This window comes from Neisseria macacae ATCC 33926, from assembly GCF_022749495.1.
Classification (GTDB): Bacteria; Pseudomonadota; Gammaproteobacteria; order Burkholderiales; family Neisseriaceae; genus Neisseria; species Neisseria macacae.
Genome location: NZ_CP094241.1, coordinates 1,108,420 through 1,126,403, shown reverse-complemented (window position 1 = coordinate 1,126,403; position 17,984 = coordinate 1,108,420). Strand labels below are relative to the sequence as shown.

Annotated in this window: 16 protein-coding genes and 2 tRNA genes; 11 read left to right on the top strand and 7 right to left on the bottom strand. The window is 53.8% G+C overall.

The window, feature by feature from the left end; all coding sequences use genetic code 11:
• Window positions 1-67: 67 nt before the first annotated feature.
• Together MON40_RS05435 and MON40_RS05430 are read right to left on the bottom strand one after the other, a co-directional pair.
• Window positions 68-143, bottom strand: a tRNA-Thr gene (locus MON40_RS05435).
• Between the two features lie 36 nt (window positions 144-179).
• A tRNA-Thr gene (locus MON40_RS05430) sits at window positions 180-255 on the bottom strand.
• Window positions 256-498: 243 nt separating this feature from the next.
• Here MON40_RS05430 and MON40_RS05425 point away from each other — a divergent pair.
• From MON40_RS05425 to MON40_RS05375, 11 genes are all read left to right on the top strand, one after another.
• A complete protein-coding gene (locus MON40_RS05425) occupies window positions 499-1,290 on the top strand; it encodes a polyamine aminopropyltransferase (protein ID WP_003778103.1) in 792 nt (263 codons plus the stop codon).
• A 102-nt stretch (window positions 1,291-1,392) separates the two neighbouring features.
• The gene (locus MON40_RS05420) at window positions 1,393-2,037 is read left to right on the top strand and encodes an alpha/beta hydrolase (RefSeq protein ID WP_003778099.1); all 645 of its coding nucleotides are present in this window, start codon (window positions 1,393-1,395) and stop codon (window positions 2,035-2,037) included.
• A 183-nt stretch (window positions 2,038-2,220) separates the two neighbouring features.
• The gene (locus MON40_RS05415) at window positions 2,221-3,975 is read left to right on the top strand and encodes a peptidoglycan DD-metalloendopeptidase family protein (protein ID WP_003778098.1); all 1,755 of its coding nucleotides are present in this window, start codon (window positions 2,221-2,223) and stop codon (window positions 3,973-3,975) included.
• A 264-nt stretch (window positions 3,976-4,239) separates the two neighbouring features.
• A complete protein-coding gene (locus tag MON40_RS05410) occupies window positions 4,240-5,742 on the top strand; it encodes a S41 family peptidase (RefSeq protein ID WP_003763010.1) in 1,503 nt (500 codons plus the stop codon).
• Window positions 5,743-5,836: 94 nt separating this feature from the next.
• Window positions 5,837-7,216 (top strand): DNA repair protein RadA, encoded by a 1,380-nt coding sequence (gene radA / locus MON40_RS05405; protein ID WP_003778096.1) that lies wholly within the window; start codon window positions 5,837-5,839, stop codon window positions 7,214-7,216.
• A gap of 125 nt (window positions 7,217-7,341) precedes the next feature.
• The gene (locus MON40_RS05400; RefSeq protein WP_003762913.1) at window positions 7,342-8,328 is read left to right on the top strand and encodes a malate dehydrogenase; all 987 of its coding nucleotides are present in this window, start codon (window positions 7,342-7,344) and stop codon (window positions 8,326-8,328) included.
• Between the two features lie 67 nt (window positions 8,329-8,395).
• Window positions 8,396-9,580, top strand: a complete 1,185-nt coding sequence (locus MON40_RS05395; RefSeq protein ID WP_003778094.1) for an NYN domain-containing protein — start codon at window positions 8,396-8,398, stop codon at window positions 9,578-9,580.
• Between the two features lie 146 nt (window positions 9,581-9,726).
• Window positions 9,727-10,080, top strand: coding sequence for a DUF5713 family protein (locus MON40_RS05390; protein WP_003778092.1), 354 nt, complete (start codon window positions 9,727-9,729; stop codon window positions 10,078-10,080).
• Window positions 10,081-10,165: 85 nt separating this feature from the next.
• Window positions 10,166-11,467 (top strand): polyamine export protein PaeA, encoded by a 1,302-nt coding sequence (gene paeA, locus MON40_RS05385; protein WP_039862946.1) that lies wholly within the window; start codon window positions 10,166-10,168, stop codon window positions 11,465-11,467.
• Window positions 11,468-11,520: 53 nt separating this feature from the next.
• Window positions 11,521-12,327, top strand: a complete 807-nt coding sequence (locus MON40_RS05380) for an RNA ligase family protein (RefSeq protein WP_003778088.1) — start codon at window positions 11,521-11,523, stop codon at window positions 12,325-12,327.
• Window positions 12,328-12,359: 32 nt separating this feature from the next.
• Window positions 12,360-13,493, top strand: coding sequence for an AAA family ATPase (locus MON40_RS05375; RefSeq protein WP_003778086.1), 1,134 nt, complete (start codon window positions 12,360-12,362; stop codon window positions 13,491-13,493).
• Window positions 13,494-13,634: 141 nt separating this feature from the next.
• Here MON40_RS05375 and brnQ read toward each other — a convergent pair whose 3' ends face one another.
• The 5 genes from brnQ to MON40_RS05350 form a co-directional block, all read right to left on the bottom strand.
• Window positions 13,635-14,972, bottom strand: a complete 1,338-nt coding sequence (gene brnQ, locus MON40_RS05370; RefSeq protein ID WP_003778085.1) for a branched-chain amino acid transport system II carrier protein — start codon at window positions 14,970-14,972, stop codon at window positions 13,635-13,637.
• A 227-nt stretch (window positions 14,973-15,199) separates the two neighbouring features.
• Complete coding sequence (locus tag MON40_RS05365; RefSeq protein ID WP_003778081.1) at window positions 15,200-16,087, bottom strand: segregation and condensation protein A; 888 nt, start codon at window positions 16,085-16,087, stop codon at window positions 15,200-15,202.
• Window positions 16,088-16,192: 105 nt separating this feature from the next.
• Window positions 16,193-16,651 (bottom strand): hypothetical protein, encoded by a 459-nt coding sequence (locus MON40_RS05360; RefSeq protein WP_003755393.1) that lies wholly within the window; start codon window positions 16,649-16,651, stop codon window positions 16,193-16,195.
• A 51-nt stretch (window positions 16,652-16,702) separates the two neighbouring features.
• Complete coding sequence (locus MON40_RS05355; RefSeq protein WP_003741001.1) at window positions 16,703-17,173, bottom strand: hypothetical protein; 471 nt, start codon at window positions 17,171-17,173, stop codon at window positions 16,703-16,705.
• A 1-nt stretch (window position 17,174) separates the two neighbouring features.
• Window positions 17,175-17,951, bottom strand: coding sequence for a tRNA threonylcarbamoyladenosine dehydratase (locus tag MON40_RS05350; RefSeq protein ID WP_003778078.1), 777 nt, complete (start codon window positions 17,949-17,951; stop codon window positions 17,175-17,177).
• Window positions 17,952-17,984 lie beyond the last annotated feature (33 nt).

Here is a 17,984-nt window from a genome sequence, read left to right as displayed (position 1 = left end):
CCGCCGCCCTGCCACCCGAACGGCAAACGCAAAACAGCCCGACTGCTTCACAATCGGGCTGTTTGATTGGTGCCGGCACCAAGAGTCGAACTCGGGACCCCCTGATTACAAGTCAGGTGCTCTACCAACTGAGCTATACCGGCTTACTGAAATACCTTGCGGCACCTTCAGCGATAAACTGGTGCCGGCACCAAGAGTCGAACTCGGGACCCCCTGATTACAAGTCAGGTGCTCTACCAACTGAGCTATACCGGCAAAGAAGCCGAATTATGCCGTTAACTGCCCCACTTGGCAATAGCTTACTGCCCACAAAGTAAATTTTTATAAAAAATATCTGATTTAAAAAGAAATTTATTTCAAGCGTAATGATTACCCCATATATAAACCAAGCCGCTCAGACATATAACCGAAAGGTCGTCTGAAAAACAACCGCACAAAAAGCATTTCAGACGACACTCTGATAAAATACCCCCCTTTCCCCTCCATCCGTCCTACACCATGCCACGACACCCCTACCGCCGCCTGCGCCCCGCCAAGTCCGACCTACCCGAAGTCGGCATTTCCGAAGAAGGCAACATCCGCTCGTTGCATCTAGGCAGCGACACCATCCAAAGCTCGATGAACCTCGACCATCCCGCCGAACTGGTTTTGTCGTACAGCCGCGCAATGATGGGCTGGCTTCTGTTTGCGGAAGAAACGCCGAAACACATCACCCAAATCGGCTTGGGCGGCGGCTCATTCGCGCGCTGGATAGACAGCTACCTGCCCGACACCAAACAAACCGCCGTGGACATCAACCCGCAGGTCATCGCCGTCGCCCGCAGCCTGTTCGAGCTGCCGTTTGAAGGGGAAAACTTTGAAATCGTCGAAGCGGACGGCGCGGAATACATCAAAGTGTTCCGCCACAATACCGACGTGATTTTGGTGGACGGCTTCGACGGCGAACAAATCATCGACGCGCTGGTGGAAGAACCCTTCTTCCAAGACTGCCGCCACGCCCTCTCACCCGACGGCGTGTTCGTGACCAACTGGTGGAGCGGCGACAAACGCTACCAACGCTTTATCGAACGCCTGCTCAACGTCTTCGAAGGCCGCGTGCTGGAACTGCCCGCCGAAAGTCACGGCAATATGGCGGTGATGGCGTTCCAAAGCAGCCCGAAAGAGCAAAACCTCGACAAGCTGAAAAAACGCGCGGAAAAATTAAGCGAACAATACGGCTTGGATTTCAAACGGATGTTGAACGATTTGAAAGCAAGCAACCCGAACAACGGCAAACATTTTTATCTGTGAGATGAACAGGTCGTCTGAAAACCTAAATACAGATTGGGCGACGGCAACACCTGATAAAGCAATAAACCGTCCTCACAGCACACACAAAATAAAGGAAAACCCATGTTAAAACCTGACATCATCCAAATATCCGGCCCTGTCGGCCTGCTCGAAACCATCTTCCTGCCTGCCGCGCAAACACCTGCACGCGGTGTGGCAGTCATCAACCATCCCAACCCGCTGCAAGGCGGCACGAACACCAACAAAGTCATCCAAACCGCCGCCAAAGCCTTATCGCACCTCGGCTTCCACTGCTACCTGCCGAACCTGCGCGGCGTAGGCAACAGCGAAAGCACACACGATTACGGACGCGGCGAAACGCAAGACTGCATCGCCGTCATCGACTATGCCCGCGCACAACACCCCGAAGCCGAACTGTTCGCATTGGCAGGTTTCTCCTTCGGCGGCTATGTCGCCACCTTCGCCGCCCAAGAGCGCGAACCGGATTTGTTGCTGCTTATCGGCGCGGCAGTACACCACTACACCGACCGTCCCGAGCCTTCAGCCGTCCCTGACATTACCAAAACCCTGATGATTCATGGCGCAGAAGACGAAGTCGTTGAAATCAGCAAGGCTTGGACATGGGCGGAACCGCAAGGTTTGCCCGTCATCACCATCGCCGGCTCATCCCATTTCTTCCACGGCAAACTCATCGTCCTGCGCGATACCATCGCCCGATTCGTGCCGTCGGTTTTACAACAAAAATAAACGGAGCATCATATTAAATAATATGATGCCAAACCTTGCCGTGCAGCTTGTCCATACTGAATCCGATATGACAAACAACACAGCATGACCGCCGTTTTAATTGCCTAAACAATATTTTCAGACGACCCCGCTGACTATATAATTCCGCCTATTGCCTTTATTTTAACGATCCAGAACCCAATCATGCGTTACAAACCTCTTTTACTCGCCCTGCTCATCGGTTTCGCTTCGCCTTCTTTCGCCGCCAAAGACGCGCCTAAGGAAAAGGCTGCGCCTGTCAAAAAAAGCGTCAAAGACAAAAAAGATGCCGAACCTGCTAAAAAAGAAGCTGCCAAAGACAAAGCGAAACCTGCCGCCAAAAACGCCAAGGACAAGGCAGATGACAAGCCCGTAGCCAAAAGCAAAAAGGAAACTGCCGAAGCGGCAAAAAACGAGCGTGCCAAAGAACGCAGAAACGACAAAGAAACCAAAAAACAAGATAAAGCCGACAAAAACAAAAAAGGTGAAGCCAAAGCGGAAGAGAAGGCAGGCAAAGCCGTTCCCGCAAAAACCGAGCCTGTAAAAGGCAAAGACAAAGCGGCAGACAAACCCGCAGCCAAAAACAATGTAAAGGCAAAAAAAGAAGCCGCCGAGTTGCCTAAAAAAGACGAAGCAGCGGCAAAACAAGATAAAAAATCCGTTGAGAAAAAAGCGGACAAAGCCGATAAGAAAACCGCTGCCGCCGATTCAGACGAATTCAAAGCCGCAGTAACCGCCGCCGCCAATGATTTGGAAAGCAAAAAATCGCTGCGCAGCCGCAACGAAGGTTTCATCATCCACGTCAACACCACGTTGAAACAGTTGCAGCAAAGCCGTATCAACCTGTCCGCCATCAACCGCCAACAGCGCGACGCATGGGACAAGTTTCAAAAACTCAATGCTGATTTGAACTACCTGAAAACTCAGGTTTCCAATACGCGCGCGCAAATTTCCCGTTTCGTTTCAGGCAACTATAAAAACAGCCAGCCCAACGCCGTTGCCCTGTTCCTGAAAAATGCCGAGCCGGGTCAGAAAACCCGCTTCCTGCGTTACACCCGCTATATCAACACCGCCAACGATCAAGTCATCAAAGACCTTGAGAAGCAGCAAAAAGAGCTGGCAGCGCAAGAGCAGAAAATCAACAACGAGCTGGCATATCTGAAAAAACTTCAGGTCAACATCCAGTCCTCGCTGCGCCGACAAGGTGTAACCAATACTGCCGAACAGGCGGAAAGCCGCCGCCAAAACGCGCAGATGGCAAAAGAGGCGCAGAAAAAAATCAACCACAAAGAAAACGAACAACGCCTGAACAACTTGCTGAAAGACTTGGAAAAGCGTAAAGCCGAGCAACGCCGCCAGGAAGCCGAAGCGCGTAAAAAAGCCGCCGAAGCCCGTCTTGCCGCTGCTGAAAAAGCGCGCAAAGACCGCGCCGCCGCCGCGCAAAAAGCCGCCGACGAACGCGCCGCCATGTCCAACCTGACCGCAGAAGACATGAACATCCGCGCGCCTTCCTACGTCAGAATTAGCAATGCCAACAGCTTCAGCCGCATGCAGGGTCGTCTGAAAAAACCGGTCAGCGGCACGCTTGCCGGACTCTTCGGACAAGACCGCGGCGACGGTGAAGTTTGGAAAGGCGTGTTCTACCAAACGACTCCGGCAATCGTCAGCAGCATCGCCGGCGGTACAGTTACCTACGCCGATGAACTGGAAGGTTTCGGCAAAGTCATCGTCATCGATCACGGCGACGGCTATGTCAGCATCTATTCAGGTTTGAGCGAAATCGAAGTCGCCAAAGGCTACGCCGTAGCCGCTGGCAACCGCCTGGGCATCAGCGGAACCCTGCCTTCGGGCATGGAAGGCCTGTATTTGGAAGTCCGCTACAATGGGCAGGCAATGAACCCGCTCTCCTGGATAAGCTGACCTGCAAACCGGCTTGACATTTTCAGACGACCTTTTACCGTATCACGGGGTCGTCTGAAATTTAACAACCCGACCCGACGGCCCTATATTCAAAAGCTTTTACACCCGCGCAGATATTTTTTACGCTAACCCTGTTGTTTAACAAGCGTAAATCGCATACAGTCTTGCGAATGTATATTCAGGTCGTCTGAAGCAATATTTCCCACCCCGTTTCACAGTCATTACGGTCTGAAATGAAATAAGACAAAAAGAAAGCTATTCATAATGTCAACATCCACTTTGAAAAAAGTCGCACTCTACACACTCGGCGCATTCAGCGGTGTCGCCCTCAGCTTGAGCGTTCAAAGCTTTGCCGCCGAAAAAGACAAAAAAGACAACGAAACCCTACCCGTACAATCCATCCGCAACATGGCGGAAGTCTACGGGCAAATCAAAGCCAATTATTACCAAGACAAATCCGACGCCGACCTCTTTGAAGGCGCGATGAAAGGCATGGTATCCGACCTCGACCCGCATTCCGAGTATATGGATAAAAAAGGCTATGCCGACATGAAGGAATCCACCAGTGGCGAATTCGGCGGCTTGGGTATGGAAATCGGTCAGGAAGACGGCTTTATCAAAGTCATCGCCCCGATTGAAGATACGCCCGCCGAGCGCGCAGGCGTGAAAAGCGGCGACTTCATCGCCAAAATCGACAACGTCTCCACACGCGGCCTGACCACCAGCGAAGCCGTGAAAAAAATGCGCGGCAAACCGGGTACCAAAATCACCCTGACCCTTTCGCGCAAAAACGTGGACAAGCCCATCGTCGTCAACCTGACCCGCGCCATCATTAAAGTCAAAAGCGTCCGCCACCACCTGCTCGAGCCGAACTACGGCTACATCCGCGTGTCCCAATTCCAAGAGCGCACCGTAGCGGGCATCAACGAAGCCGCCAAAGCCCTGATTAAGGCAAACAAAGGCGCGCCGCTCAAAGGCATCATCCTTGACCTGCGCGACGACCCGGGCGGTCTGCTTGACGGCGCGGTCGGTGTCTCTGCCGCCTTCCTGCCCGCAGACGCAAAAGTCGTCAGCACCAAAGGCCGCGACGGCAAAGAGGGTATGGTATTGAAAGCCCGTCCCGAAGACTACATCCGCACGAGCGGCAGAGACCCGCTGGCAGATCTGCCCGCCGAGTTGAAAACCATCCCGATGACCGTGTTGATTAACTCAGGCTCCGCTTCCGCTTCCGAAATCGTTGCCGGCGCGCTGCAAGACCACAAACGTGCCGTCGTCGTCGGTACGCAAAGTTTCGGTAAAGGCTCGGTTCAAACCCTGATTCCGCTGTCCAACGGCAGCGCAGTCAAACTGACCACCGCACTGTACTACACGCCGAACGACCGCTCGATTCAAGCGCAAGGCATCGTTCCCGACGTCGAAGTCAAAGACAAAGACCGCGCCTTTGAAAGCCGCGAAGCCGACCTCGCCGGACACATCGGCAACCCGCTCGGCGGCGAAGACGTCAACAGCAGCAACGAAATCAGTACGCCTGATTCAAACGAAGCCGCCAAAGCCGACGAAAACGCCAAGTCCAAAAAAGGCAAGGACAAAGAGAAAGACGAAGACCTCTCCAGCCGTCGTATTCCTAATCCTGCCAAAGACGACCAGCTCCGCAAAGCCTTGGATTTAGTGAAAAATCCAGCCGAATGGCAGAAGTCTTTAGGTTTGGCGGCGAAAAAACCGGCTCCGAAAAAAGACAAGAAAGACGGTAAAGACGAAAGCAAATAAGCCCAGTCCGAATCCTTGAAAAAAGGTCGTCTGAAAACGATATCAGTTTTCAGACGACCTTTTCACACTTCAAAAATCCCATAGGGAAAACATCATGGCAAAAGCCCCCAAAACCATCTACCAATGCACCGAATGCGGCGGCACTTCACCGAAATGGCAAGGCAAATGCCCGCATTGCGGCGAGTGGAACACGCTTCAGGAAAGCCTGGCCGCGCCCGAGCCGAAAAACGCCCGCTTCCAATCTTGGGCGGCGGATACCTCAACCGTCCAATCCCTCTCCGCCGTGACCGCTACCGAAGTGCCGCGCAATCCGACGGGCATGGGCGAACTCGACCGCGTATTGGGCGGTGGCCTGGTTGACGGCGCGGTCATCCTGCTCGGTGGCGACCCCGGCATCGGCAAATCCACGCTGCTGTTGCAAACCATCGCCAAAATGGCGCAAAGCCGAAAAGTGCTGTACGTTTCCGGCGAAGAATCCGCCCAACAGGTCGCCCTGCGCGCGCAGCGTTTGGAACTGCCCACCGAAGGCGTGAACCTGCTTGCCGAAATCCGCATGGAAGCGATTCAGACGGCATTGAAACAGCATCAGCCCGAAGTCGTCGTTATCGACTCCATCCAAACCATGTATTCCGACCAAATCACCTCCGCCCCCGGCTCCGTATCGCAGGTACGCGAATGCGCCGCCCAACTGACGCGCATGGCGAAACAAATGGGCATCGCCATGATACTGGTCGGACACGTTACCAAAGACGGCGCGATTGCCGGCCCGCGCGTGCTGGAACACATGGTCGATACCGTGCTGTATTTCGAGGGCGACCAACATTCCAACTACCGCATGATACGCGCCATCAAAAACCGCTTCGGCGCGGCAAACGAACTGGGCGTGTTCGCCATGACCGAAAACGGTTTGAAAGGCGTGTCCAACCCGTCCGCCATCTTCCTCGCCAGCTACCGCGACGACACGCCCGGTTCGTGCGTTTTGGTCACACAGGAAGGCAGCCGCCCGCTTCTGGTCGAAATTCAGGCATTGGTCGATGATGCACACGGCTTCACCCCCAAACGCCTCACCGTCGGCCTCGAACAAAACCGCCTCGCCATGCTGCTCGCCGTCCTCAACCGCCACGGCGGCATCGCCTGCTTCGACCAAGACGTGTTCCTCAATGCCGTCGGCGGCGTCAAAATCGGAGAACCCGCCGCCGACCTCGCCGTCATCCTCGCCATGCTCTCCAGCTTCCGCAACCGCCCGCTGCCCGAAAAAATGGTCGCCTTCGGCGAAATCGGACTAAGCGGCGAAGTCCGCCCCGTCGCACGCGGACAAGAGCGGCTCAAAGAAGCGGAAAAACTCGGTTTCAAACGCGCCATCGTCCCCAAAGCCAATATGCCGCGCAACGAAAAAGAGTTCCCAAACCTAAAAATCTTCGGCGTTTCCAGCCTTCAGGAAGCCATCGACATCTGCCGCGATGCGGAAAATTGACAGACAGCAATCGAAAAGGTCGTCTGAAAACTTATTCCCAGTTTCAGACGACCTTTTCATTCTCTAATACTCAATGCTGTTATAATCCGCAAACCAAGTAAAACAACGACTTCAAAAGGAAAAACATGACACTCAAGCCTCCCGTCCGCATCGCCGTTACCGGCGCCGCAGGGCAAATTGCCTATGCGACCCTGTTCCGTATCGCTGGCGGCATTATGCTCGGACGCGACCAACCCGTTATCCTGCAACTGCTCGATCTGCCACAGGCGCAACAGGCATTGCGCGGCGTGATTATGGAAATGCAGGATTGCGCTTTCCCGCTTCTTGCCGACATCTTCGCCACAGACGACCCCGAAGTCGCCTTCAAAGATGCCGACATCGCCCTCTTGATCGGTGCGCGCCCGCGTACGCAAGGCATGGAACGCGCCGACCTGCTGCACGCCAACGCCGAAATTTTCAAAGTACAAGGCGCGGCGTTGAACAAAGTTGCCCATCGCGACGTCAAAGTCCTCGTCGTCGGCAACCCCGCCAACACCAACGCCTACATCGCCATGAAGTCCGCGCCCGACATCCCGCCGGAAAACTTCACCGCCCTGATGCGTCTCGACCACCACCGCGCCGTCAGCCAAGTCGCCGAGAAAATCAACCGCCCGATTCCTTCCATCGAGCAAATGTGCGTCTGGGGCAACCACAGCCCGACCATGTACGCCGACTACCGCTACGCCACCAGCAACGGCGAGTCCGTCAAAGACATGATTACCGAACCCGATTGGAACACCGAAGTCTTCATGCCGAAAATCGCCGGACGCGGTGCCGCCATCATCGCCGCGCGCGGTTCGTCGTCCGCCGCCTCCGCCGCGAATGCCGCCATCTACCACCTGCGCGACTGGCTGCTCGGCAGCAGCGGCAAATGGATAACGATGGGCGTCCCCTCCGACGGCTCTTACGGCATCCCCGAAGGTTTGATTTTCGGTTTCCCCGTCATTTGCGACGCAGGCAGCTACCGCATCGTCCAAGGCCTGGACTTGTCGGATGAGTTCAGCCGCCAACGCATCGCCGCGACACTGGCGGAGCTGGAAGAAGAACGCGCCGCCATACAAGATATGCTTTAAAAGATCGAGGTCGTCTGAAAACCAGTTTTCAGACGACCTCGACTGACATGAATACCACGGAGTCCCCATGACCACATTGGCCAACAAAAAACTCGCCGTCCTCATCGACGCCGACAACGCCCCCGCCGACATCATCGACCGCCTGCTCGAAGAAGTTGCCAAATACGGCATCGCCAGCGTCAAACGCATCTACGGCGACTGGAGCCACGGCCTTTCCAAATGGAAAGCCGCCCTCCTGCCCCATGCCATCATCCCCGTCCAGCAATTCGCCTACACCAAAGGCAAAAACGCCACCGATATGGCGTTGGTTATCGACGCGATGGATTTGCTATACAGCGGCAATTTCGACGGCTTCTGCATCGTATCCAGCGATTCCGACTTCACCCGATTGGCAAGCCGCCTGCGCGAAAGCGGGTTGACCGTTTACGGTTTCGGCGAAAAGAAAACGCCCGAAGCCTTCCGCAAAGCCTGCGACAAATTCATCTACACCGAAATCTTCCGTCCCGAAAAACAACGCCGGGAAAAAGAGAAGAACAACGGCAAAAACAACCCTGCCGCCGAAGAATCCGCCGCCCCTGACGCGCTGTCCCTGCTCAAACGCGCCGTGCGCGAAAACGCCGACGATCTCGGCTGGGCAAACCTCGGCCCCATCGGCAGCTACATCAGCAAAATCAATCCCGATTTCGACTCAAGGCTGTACGGCTACGGCAAACTCTCCGACCTCATCAAATCCTTCGACATCTTCGAACACCGCACCGACAACAACCAACTCCAAGTCCGCCGCCGCAAATCCGCCGACAAGCCGACAGAGAGGTCGTCTGAAAACCCAGTGGCAACCCATCAGGCAGAAGAAACCGTTTCAGACGACCCCAACGCCGCGCAAAAACGCAAAACGCGCAGCAAAAAAACCAACCCAACCAAAAACGAAAATACCGCACCAAGCCCTGCGGCAGACACCGCGCAATCGACACCCGTCAAACCCGAACCCGCCGCCAAAAGCAGCAAACTGCCCGTTACCCGCGTTATCCCTGCCGTACAGCAGGCAGTCGATACCCACGCCGACGAACAAGGCTGGGCACGTTTGAGCGACGTATCGAAGCAACTCGCCGCACAAGGCACCGACCCGCAGCAATACGGCTTTGAAACCATAAACCACCTCATCCACGCCATCTTCGCCGACTGGCTGGAAATCAAAAAAGCCGGCCGAGGCGAACGCCTGCGCGTCAACAAACGCTTTACCGCCAAAAGTTAAGCCATATGTTTGAAGGAAAAGGCTAATCTGTCGCCCACAATCCACAGAGGTCGTCTGAAAATCTCAAAACCGTTTTAACTTCGTTGAAGCTGCGCTTTCAGACGACCTTTTTTTAAAATCCATCTGCTAAATAGAAAAGGAAAATCATGACTACACGTCATCAACTGAACAACACCGAATTGGCAAACCACACCTTTTTGCAGGATATGTACGACGACGATTATTTCCCGCCCAAACTCGTGCAAAAAGGAGAAAACATCCTAGTTGAACTATGCCGTCAAATCGAAACCGAACAGCCCGAAAATCTCGACGCCCTATACGAACTAACCCACGCAGCTACCGAACGCTTCAACGAATTGGCTGAAGAGTTTGATGAAAACGACAGCGAAATCGAGACCGTCGCTAGAGACACGATTGCCACCGATATGGAATACATCGCCCAAAGCTACGGCTTTGAAGATGCGGACATCGAAGAACTGGTTGCCCCGCGCGATTGGTAAGTATGACTGGCAAAAAGGTCGTCTGAATTTTTCAGACGACCTTTAATGCTAAAATGTCCTCTGTTTGCCACACACACCGTTTTTCATGAATATTCTCGAAGCCTTATTATTATTGGTCCTGCTGATCGTCATCAGCGCATTCGTTTCCTGCTCCGAACTCGCGCTCGCCTCGGCGCGCAAAATCAAATTGCAAGTCATGGCAAAAGACGGCGGCGACACGCGCGCGCTGGATGTGCTCAACATGCAGCAGCAGCCGGGCAGTTTCATCACCGTCGTCCAAATCGGTTTGAACGCCGTCGCCATTCTCGCCGGTATCGTCGGCGAAGCGGCGGTGCGCCCTTATTTCGGCGGTTTGTTGGCAAACGCGGGCAGTTGGGGCACTACCGCCGCGTCGCTGCTGACCTTCGCGCTGGTCACGGGCAGCTTCATCCTGATTGCCGACCTGATGCCCAAACGCATAGCGATGACCCATCCCGAAGCGGTGGCGGTGCGCATCGTGCGGCCGATGATGTTTTTGATTTTTATTCTAAAGCCTTTCGTTTGGACATTTGACGGACTGGCGAACGCGATATTCAAACTCTTCAAAATCTCCACCGTCCGCCAAGAGCAGCTGACCTCGGAAGACATTTACGCCGTCGTCGATGCGGGCGCGCAGGCTGGCGTGTTGAAAGAGCAGGAACACTACCTGATTGAAAATATTTTCGACATGCAAGCGCGCACGGTGACTTCCACCATGAGCACGCGCGAATACATCGCCTATTTCGATAAAAACGACGGCAGCGATACCGTGTTGGAAATCATGTCGGAAAAACCGCACAACAAATTCTTGGTGTGCGATGGCGATTTGGAACGCGTCATCGGCTACATCGAATCACACACGCTGCTGACCTTGTTTTTAAAAGAAAAAGACGTCCGCCTGACCGACAAGCGCGTGTTGCGCAAAGCCTTGTTCATCCCCGACACGCTGTCGCTTTACGATGTCTTGGAAACCTTCAAAACTTCCGGCGAAGACTTTGCCGTGGTGGTGAACGAATACGCGCTGGTGGTCGGCGTGGTAACGCTGAAAGACGTGATGAGCATCGTCATGGGCGAGCTGGTCAATACCGAAGAAGAGCCGCAAATCATCCGCCGCACCGAAGATACCTGGCTGGTGGACGGCGCCACGCCGCTCGCCGACGTAATGCGCGCGTTGGACATCGAGGAATTTCCCAACTCGGAAAACTACGAAACCATCGCCGGCTTTATGATGTATTCCCTGCGCAAAATCCCGAAACGCACTGATTTTTTGGTTTACGCGGGCTATAAATTTGAAATCATCGACACCGAAAATCTGAAAGTCGACCAGCTTTTGGTGTCCAAACAAAGCGATACGGTAGAAAAAATATAATCAGCCGCAGAAACCATCCGAAAAACTTAAAAAATAAATTTCAAGGACAAATCATGATGGCGAACACCGAACCACAAAAATACGCCCGCAGCCTGCACGCACCCATCAGCCTAGGCACAACTTCAGACGACCGCTTTATGCCTCGCGGCTACCTCGCGCATTTCGCTACTCTGCCGCAATTGGTATTGACCGAAAAGCTGGACGGGCAAAACAACTGCTTCGCCGCCCACGGTCTTTATGCCCGCAGCCATGCCGCCCCTACCCAACATCCGTGGGACAAACCGCTGCTGCAACGCTGGCAGCAAATCAAAGACGACTTGGGTGACCTCGAACTTTTCGGCGAAAACATGTACGGTATCCACTCCATCGCCTATTCGCAGTTGGAAAGCTATTTTTACCTTTTTGCCGTCCGTCGCGGCGGACATTGGCTGTCGTGGGAAGAAGTTAAATTCTATGCCCAGCTGTTCGACTTCCCCACAGTCCCCGAACTTCCCATCGTGCAGCCGCTTACCGACTTCACCCAAAAATACACCGACGAAGACACCGCTTTGGCGCAATGGCTGCTCGCCAATTTAGGTGCAACATGGACAGACAGCGTGCAAACCGCAGGCAAACTCGGCGGCTACGACCCGAAAACAGGCGAAGCATGCAGCGAAGGTTTCGTCATCCGCAATGCCGCTGATTTTGCCACCAACAACGGTAACCTGCCCGTACAGTCCAACGAGTTTGACAACCTCTTTAAACTTGTTCGCGCCAAACACGTTAAAACCGATGTGCATTGGACAAAAACTTGGAAGCCCGCCCGCCTTATCGACTACGACAAATACCATTGGCAAAGCTGGCAGTTTCAGACGACCTGAAGTCAAGTCATCCAATAATAAGAAAGACGACCATGTGGACATTCCCCCATTACACACCCGGCAAACTTCCCGACTGGCAAGCCTTGGAGCATCGCTTCAGTTGGTTTGCCGATATGAAAAACGTGCCGCAGGATCCTGAATGGCACGCTGAAGGCGATGTGTTCGTCCATACTAAAATGGTGTGTGAAGCTCTGCTGGAACTGCCCGAATTCCAAGCACTCAGCGAGCAGGAGCAACATATCCTGTTTGCCGCCGCCATGTTGCACGACGTAGAAAAACGCAGCACCACCAAGCGCGAAAGCCAAGGCGGCAAAGAGCGGATTGTGTCTCCGAACCATGCCAAAAAAGGCGAATACACCGCCCGTACCCTGCTTTATACCGAACTTGCCGCGCCGTTTGCCGTGCGCGAAGTGATAGCAAAACTCGTGCGCCTGCACGGACTGCCGCTGTGGGCAATCGACAAACCGAATCCGGAACGCGCCGCCATCTCTGCTTCTTTGCAGGTCGATACCACCCACCTCGCCATGCTTGCCAAAGCCGACGTTCTGGGCCGCATCTGCCGCGACCAACAGGATATCCTGCTGCGCATCGACTTGTTCCGCGAGTTGTGCGAAGAAAACGGCTGCTGGGGCAAAGCGCGCAATTTCGCCAGCGATTACGGCCGCTATCTCTACCTCAACGGCCGCAGCGAAATGCCCGATTACCAGCCGTTTGACGACAGAACCTTTGACGTGTACGCCATGTGCGCCATAGCAGGCAGCGGCAAAGACAGTTACATCAGGCAACACCTTGCCCATCTGCCCATGTTGTCGCTGGACGACATCCGCCGCGAGCGCAAACTCGATCCCGCCGACCCAAAACACACCGCCGAAGCCGTGCGCTTGGGTAAAGAGCAGGCAAAAGAATACCTGCGCGCCCGCACGTCATTTGTCTTCAACGCCACCAACCTCAACCGCGACCTGCGCAGCAAGTGGCTGCCGATGTTCGCCGACTACGGCGCGCGGGTACACCTGATTTATTTGGAAGTGCCTTACACGCAATTGCTGTCGCAAAACCGTAACCGCGAACATTCCGTGCCGAATGATGTGATACATCGTATGATCAATAAGCTGGAAATCCCCGATTACAGCGAAGCGCATACGGTGGATTTTGTGGTTTCCGGTTAACCGGTCCGCATCTGAAGTGCGGTTACCAACCATAAAGGTCAGGTAGCCTGCGAAAATGAGCATCCATCAAATTTCTGGATTTATCTGGGATTGAATAGAAAAGGTCGTCTGAAATCTTTCAGACGACCTTTGTTTTGTGATTTAAGCCTTATGTTTTTTCTTAAGCGCGGCGTTCAGGATGCACCCTAAAATAAAGCCGACGGTTGCGGGCAGCAGCCAGCCCAGCCCGACGTTGTAAAGCGGCAGTGCGCCGTTGATGTCGGCGGCGACTTCTTCGCTGAAACCGAATGCGGCTTTATAGGCATCGAGCAAGCCGACTGCTAGCGTTGCCATCATGGTGCAGAAATAGACGATGCGGCTGCCGCCGAACAGTTTGTGCAGGAAGACCAGCAGGATGATGACGATGGTCAGCGGGTACAGCAGCATCAGCATCGGGATGGAGAAGGTCAGGATGGAGGACAGGCCTTTGTTCGCCAACGCCATAGACACGACCGTATTGATGACGACGAACATTTTGTAAGGAATGCCGGGACACAGGCGGTTGAAATATTCGGAACATGATGTAATCAGTCCGACGGCGGTACTCAAGCAGGCGAGCAGGACGATGACGCCCAAGAGGATGTTTCCGGGTACGCCGAAGTAGAAATGCGCGGTTTTCGACAAGACTTCCGCGCCGTTTTCCTGAAGTCCCAAGCCTGACACGCTGGTTGCGCCCATATAGCCGATGAAGAGGTACACCAAAGCCAGACAAGATGCGGCAACAATGCCTGAAACAGCGGTCGTCCGCAGCAGCTCGGAGCGGTTGTCCACCCCCATCGCGCGCACGGCGTCAATGACGATAATGGAGAACACCAGCGAAGCGAGTGCGTCCATTGTGCCGTAGCCTTCCAAAATGCCTTTTATGAACGGACGGAGGGCAAAATCGCCTTGTGCCGCAGCGGGAACGCCCATCGGATTCAACGCGGCGTAGCCGACCAAAACGGCAATCGTCAAAAGCAATACGGGCGTCAGGATTTTACCGATGCGGTCCACCAGTTTGCCCGGCGACATCGACAGCCAATACGCCACGCCGAAAAACGCCACGCTGAACGCCGCCAGCCCGACTGTTTTCTGGCTTTCATTCAAGAACGGCGCAACGGCAATCTCAAACGACACCGTCGCCGTACGCGGCATGGCAAACAAAGGCCCGATGGACAAATACAGCGCGACGGCAAACGCCACGCCGTACCAAGGGGCAACCCTGGATGCCAGCGCCTGCACATCGCGCGAACCGGAATAGCCGATGGCAATCACGCCCAACAGCGGCAGACCCGCGCCGGTCAACAGGAAACCCGTCATCGCAGAGAACCAGCTTTCCCCCGCCTGTTGTCCGAGATAAGCAGGGAAAATCAGATTGCCCGCACCGAAAAACAAAGCGAACAACATCAAACCGACCGCCCACAGCGAGGCTTTACGGTTGAGCGGGGAAACACTGTTCATAAATTCGTACCTGTTTGTTTATAGTGGATTAACTTTAAACCAGTACGGCGTTGCCTTGCCTTAGCTCAAAGAGAACGATTCTCTAAGGTGCTGAAGCACCAAGTGAATCGGTTCCGTACTATCTCTGTACTGTCTGCGGCTTCGTCGCCTTGTCCTGATTTAAATTTAATCCACTATATAAAGGGCAGTTGATTAAAATGGGTATGGCTTTGCCAAGCGTGAAATCATCATGCCGTTTCGCCTTCAATGTCGGCGGCGGGGTCGTCTGAAACGCCCTCTTCCGCTTCCGGGCGTTCTAAATTTTCCTGTTTCAGGCTGATTTCGATTTCGCCGTAGCTGTCCGGCTGGACGATGCGGACCAAACCTTCTTTGGCAAGCTCCAAAAGCGCGATGAAATTGACGACCACATACGCCGCGCCCTGCTCCGGTTTGAACAAATCGCTGAATTTGCATATCCCGCTCTCGTTCAGACGACGTAAAACCGCCGTCATCTGCGCGCGCACGGAAATGGTTTCCTGAATCACTTCATGGCTGCGCGTATGTTTCGCCCGCGACAAAATGCCCAGCCACGCCTGCGTCAAATCGGCGACATACACCTCCGGCAGCTTCGCCTCGACCGCGATTTCCAACGGCAGATACGCCCAAGCAAAATCCCGTCCCGCGCGCGGCAACGCATCCAAACCCTGCGCCGCCAGCTTCATCTGTTCGTAAGCCAAAAGGCGGCGCACCAGCTCGGCACGCGGATCCGCCTCTTCATCCTCGACCTCTTCGGGACGCGGCAGCAGCAGGCGAGATTTGATTTCAATCAGCATCGCCGCCATCAAAAGATATTCCGCCGCCAAATCAAACTGATACGCTTCCATTTGGGCGATATAGTGCAGATATTGCTCGGTAATCTTCACCATCGGAATATCGAGAACGTCGATATTCTGTTTGCGGATAAGGTAAAGCAGCAAATCCAACGGCCCTTGGAAGCTGCTTAAGACAACCTTCAAAGCATCGGGCGGAATAAACAAATCCTGCGGCAAATCGGTTACGGGTTGACCGAATACCCACGCGACAGTGTGTTCAGACGACGTTGCCGCAGCGGAAGGAATAAGGTGTTCTGAAGGCATGTTTAGAGGAGCTTTTTCTTATTAGGTTTGATGGGTGGTTAATCAATAACGGGGTCGTCTGAAAACGCAGCGGGTTTCGCCAAAACGAGTGCAGTAAAACAAAAATCAGCCTTTTTTGCGTTGGCTTTTCAAAGAAGCGATGGCAATGGCAAGCGTTTGCGCCAACGCCATGCCCAGCAGAGGCAAAACGGCGAAAAACGAACCGGTCAGCACCGTAACGGCATCGCGGGAAAACACAAAGCCATCGCGCGCCAGCATCGCAATTATCCAAACCGACAATAGCAGCCATTCGCAGCCGACCAAAAACCAAATCATCCCGACCGAGCAGCGTTTGCGCCACTTCATGATGGCAGCGTGCAAAAGGCTGAATATCGGAACGGACAGGAAAGGATAAAGGAAATTGGTAAACGGCCGCGGAGAGCCGTCCTGAAAACACAAATAATCGCCCGACTGCATGTCGCATCCCATTGCGCCAAACATCGGATCGACGGCATACATCAACACGCCGAACCACACCGCATAAATCAGGCTGGCGATAAAATAGGCTTTGAAAAATCGGTTCATAGGCAAAAAAGGTCGTCTGAAAAAATAAATTTCAAAAGGCTTAAACCCACATCAAATTTTCTGATTGGCATTTGCAGAAGAGCGCAACACACTCAGGGCTTGAACTGCTGCCATGCCATAAACAGGCAATCCCAAAAAAAGAAGTCCTCCTATTGACATCCAACTATCCAGACTACTCCATTCCCACAGTAAAAAAACGAACCAAACAATCAACCATTCGACAATAGGCAAAGCAAGAGTCATCGAAGTTGTACAGCGTTTGGTCCACTTCATAATGCCGGCATTGAGTAGGGACAATAACATTACAGATAAAAACGGAAAGAAGAAAACCTTCAAAGACACTTTCTCAAAAGCCGACATTTCAGCAGCTCGTGAACAATACTGTAGACGCTGTTCATTTTCAGGTGCAATATCAAAACATTCGGATCCTGAAAACAGCAAACCGTCACCGTACATCAGCAAACCGAAGACAACCGCATAAATCAAGCTGGCGATAAAATAGGCTTTAAAAAATCGATTCATCTCATTTCCGTCCTGCAATATGTTCCACCGCCGCCTGTGCGCAATACAGCCCAAAAGAAGCCGTCACCAGCATACTCGCGCCATAGCCCGCGCAGGACAAACCTTGTGGCGCAGTATCGGTCGAACACGCTTCGTCCGATTGCGGCGGCGTAATGTTTTCAGTCGAGAACACACACGGCACGCGCATTTTTTCTTTGGTATCGCGGCTGAAGCCGTAGCGTTTGCGCAAGGTATAACGCAGGTTGGCAAGCAGCGGGTCGTGGGTAACGCGGCTCAAATCGGCGGTTTGAATCAACGCCGGATTTTTCTGTCCGCCCGCGCCGCCGCTCAGGATAAACGGCTGATTGTGCCGCACGAAATAAGCCGCCATCGCCGCCTTGACGCGCACTTGGTCTATCGCGTCGATCACAAAGTCGAAAGGTCGTCTGAAAAGCGTTTCCAGATTGTCTTCCGTCACAAAATCCTCGATTTCCTCCACTTCGCATTGCGGATTGATTTGGGCAATGCGTTCGCGCAACGCCGTTACCTTCGCCTTGCCGAAATCGTCGGTCAGCGCATGAAGCTGGCGGTTGACATTGGACTCGGCGACGTTGTCCAAATCAATCAAGGTCAAACGACCGATGCCCGTCCGCGCCAAAGCCTCCACCGCCCAAGAGCCTACCCCGCCCACGCCGACCACGCAGACGTGCGCGCTCGAAAACCGCGCCAGTGCTTCATTTCCATAGAGTCTGGCAATACCGCCGAAACGGCGCGAAGGAAGAAAAACGGTGTCGTTCATACCCAACCTTGTGATATATCAATAAATGAATGA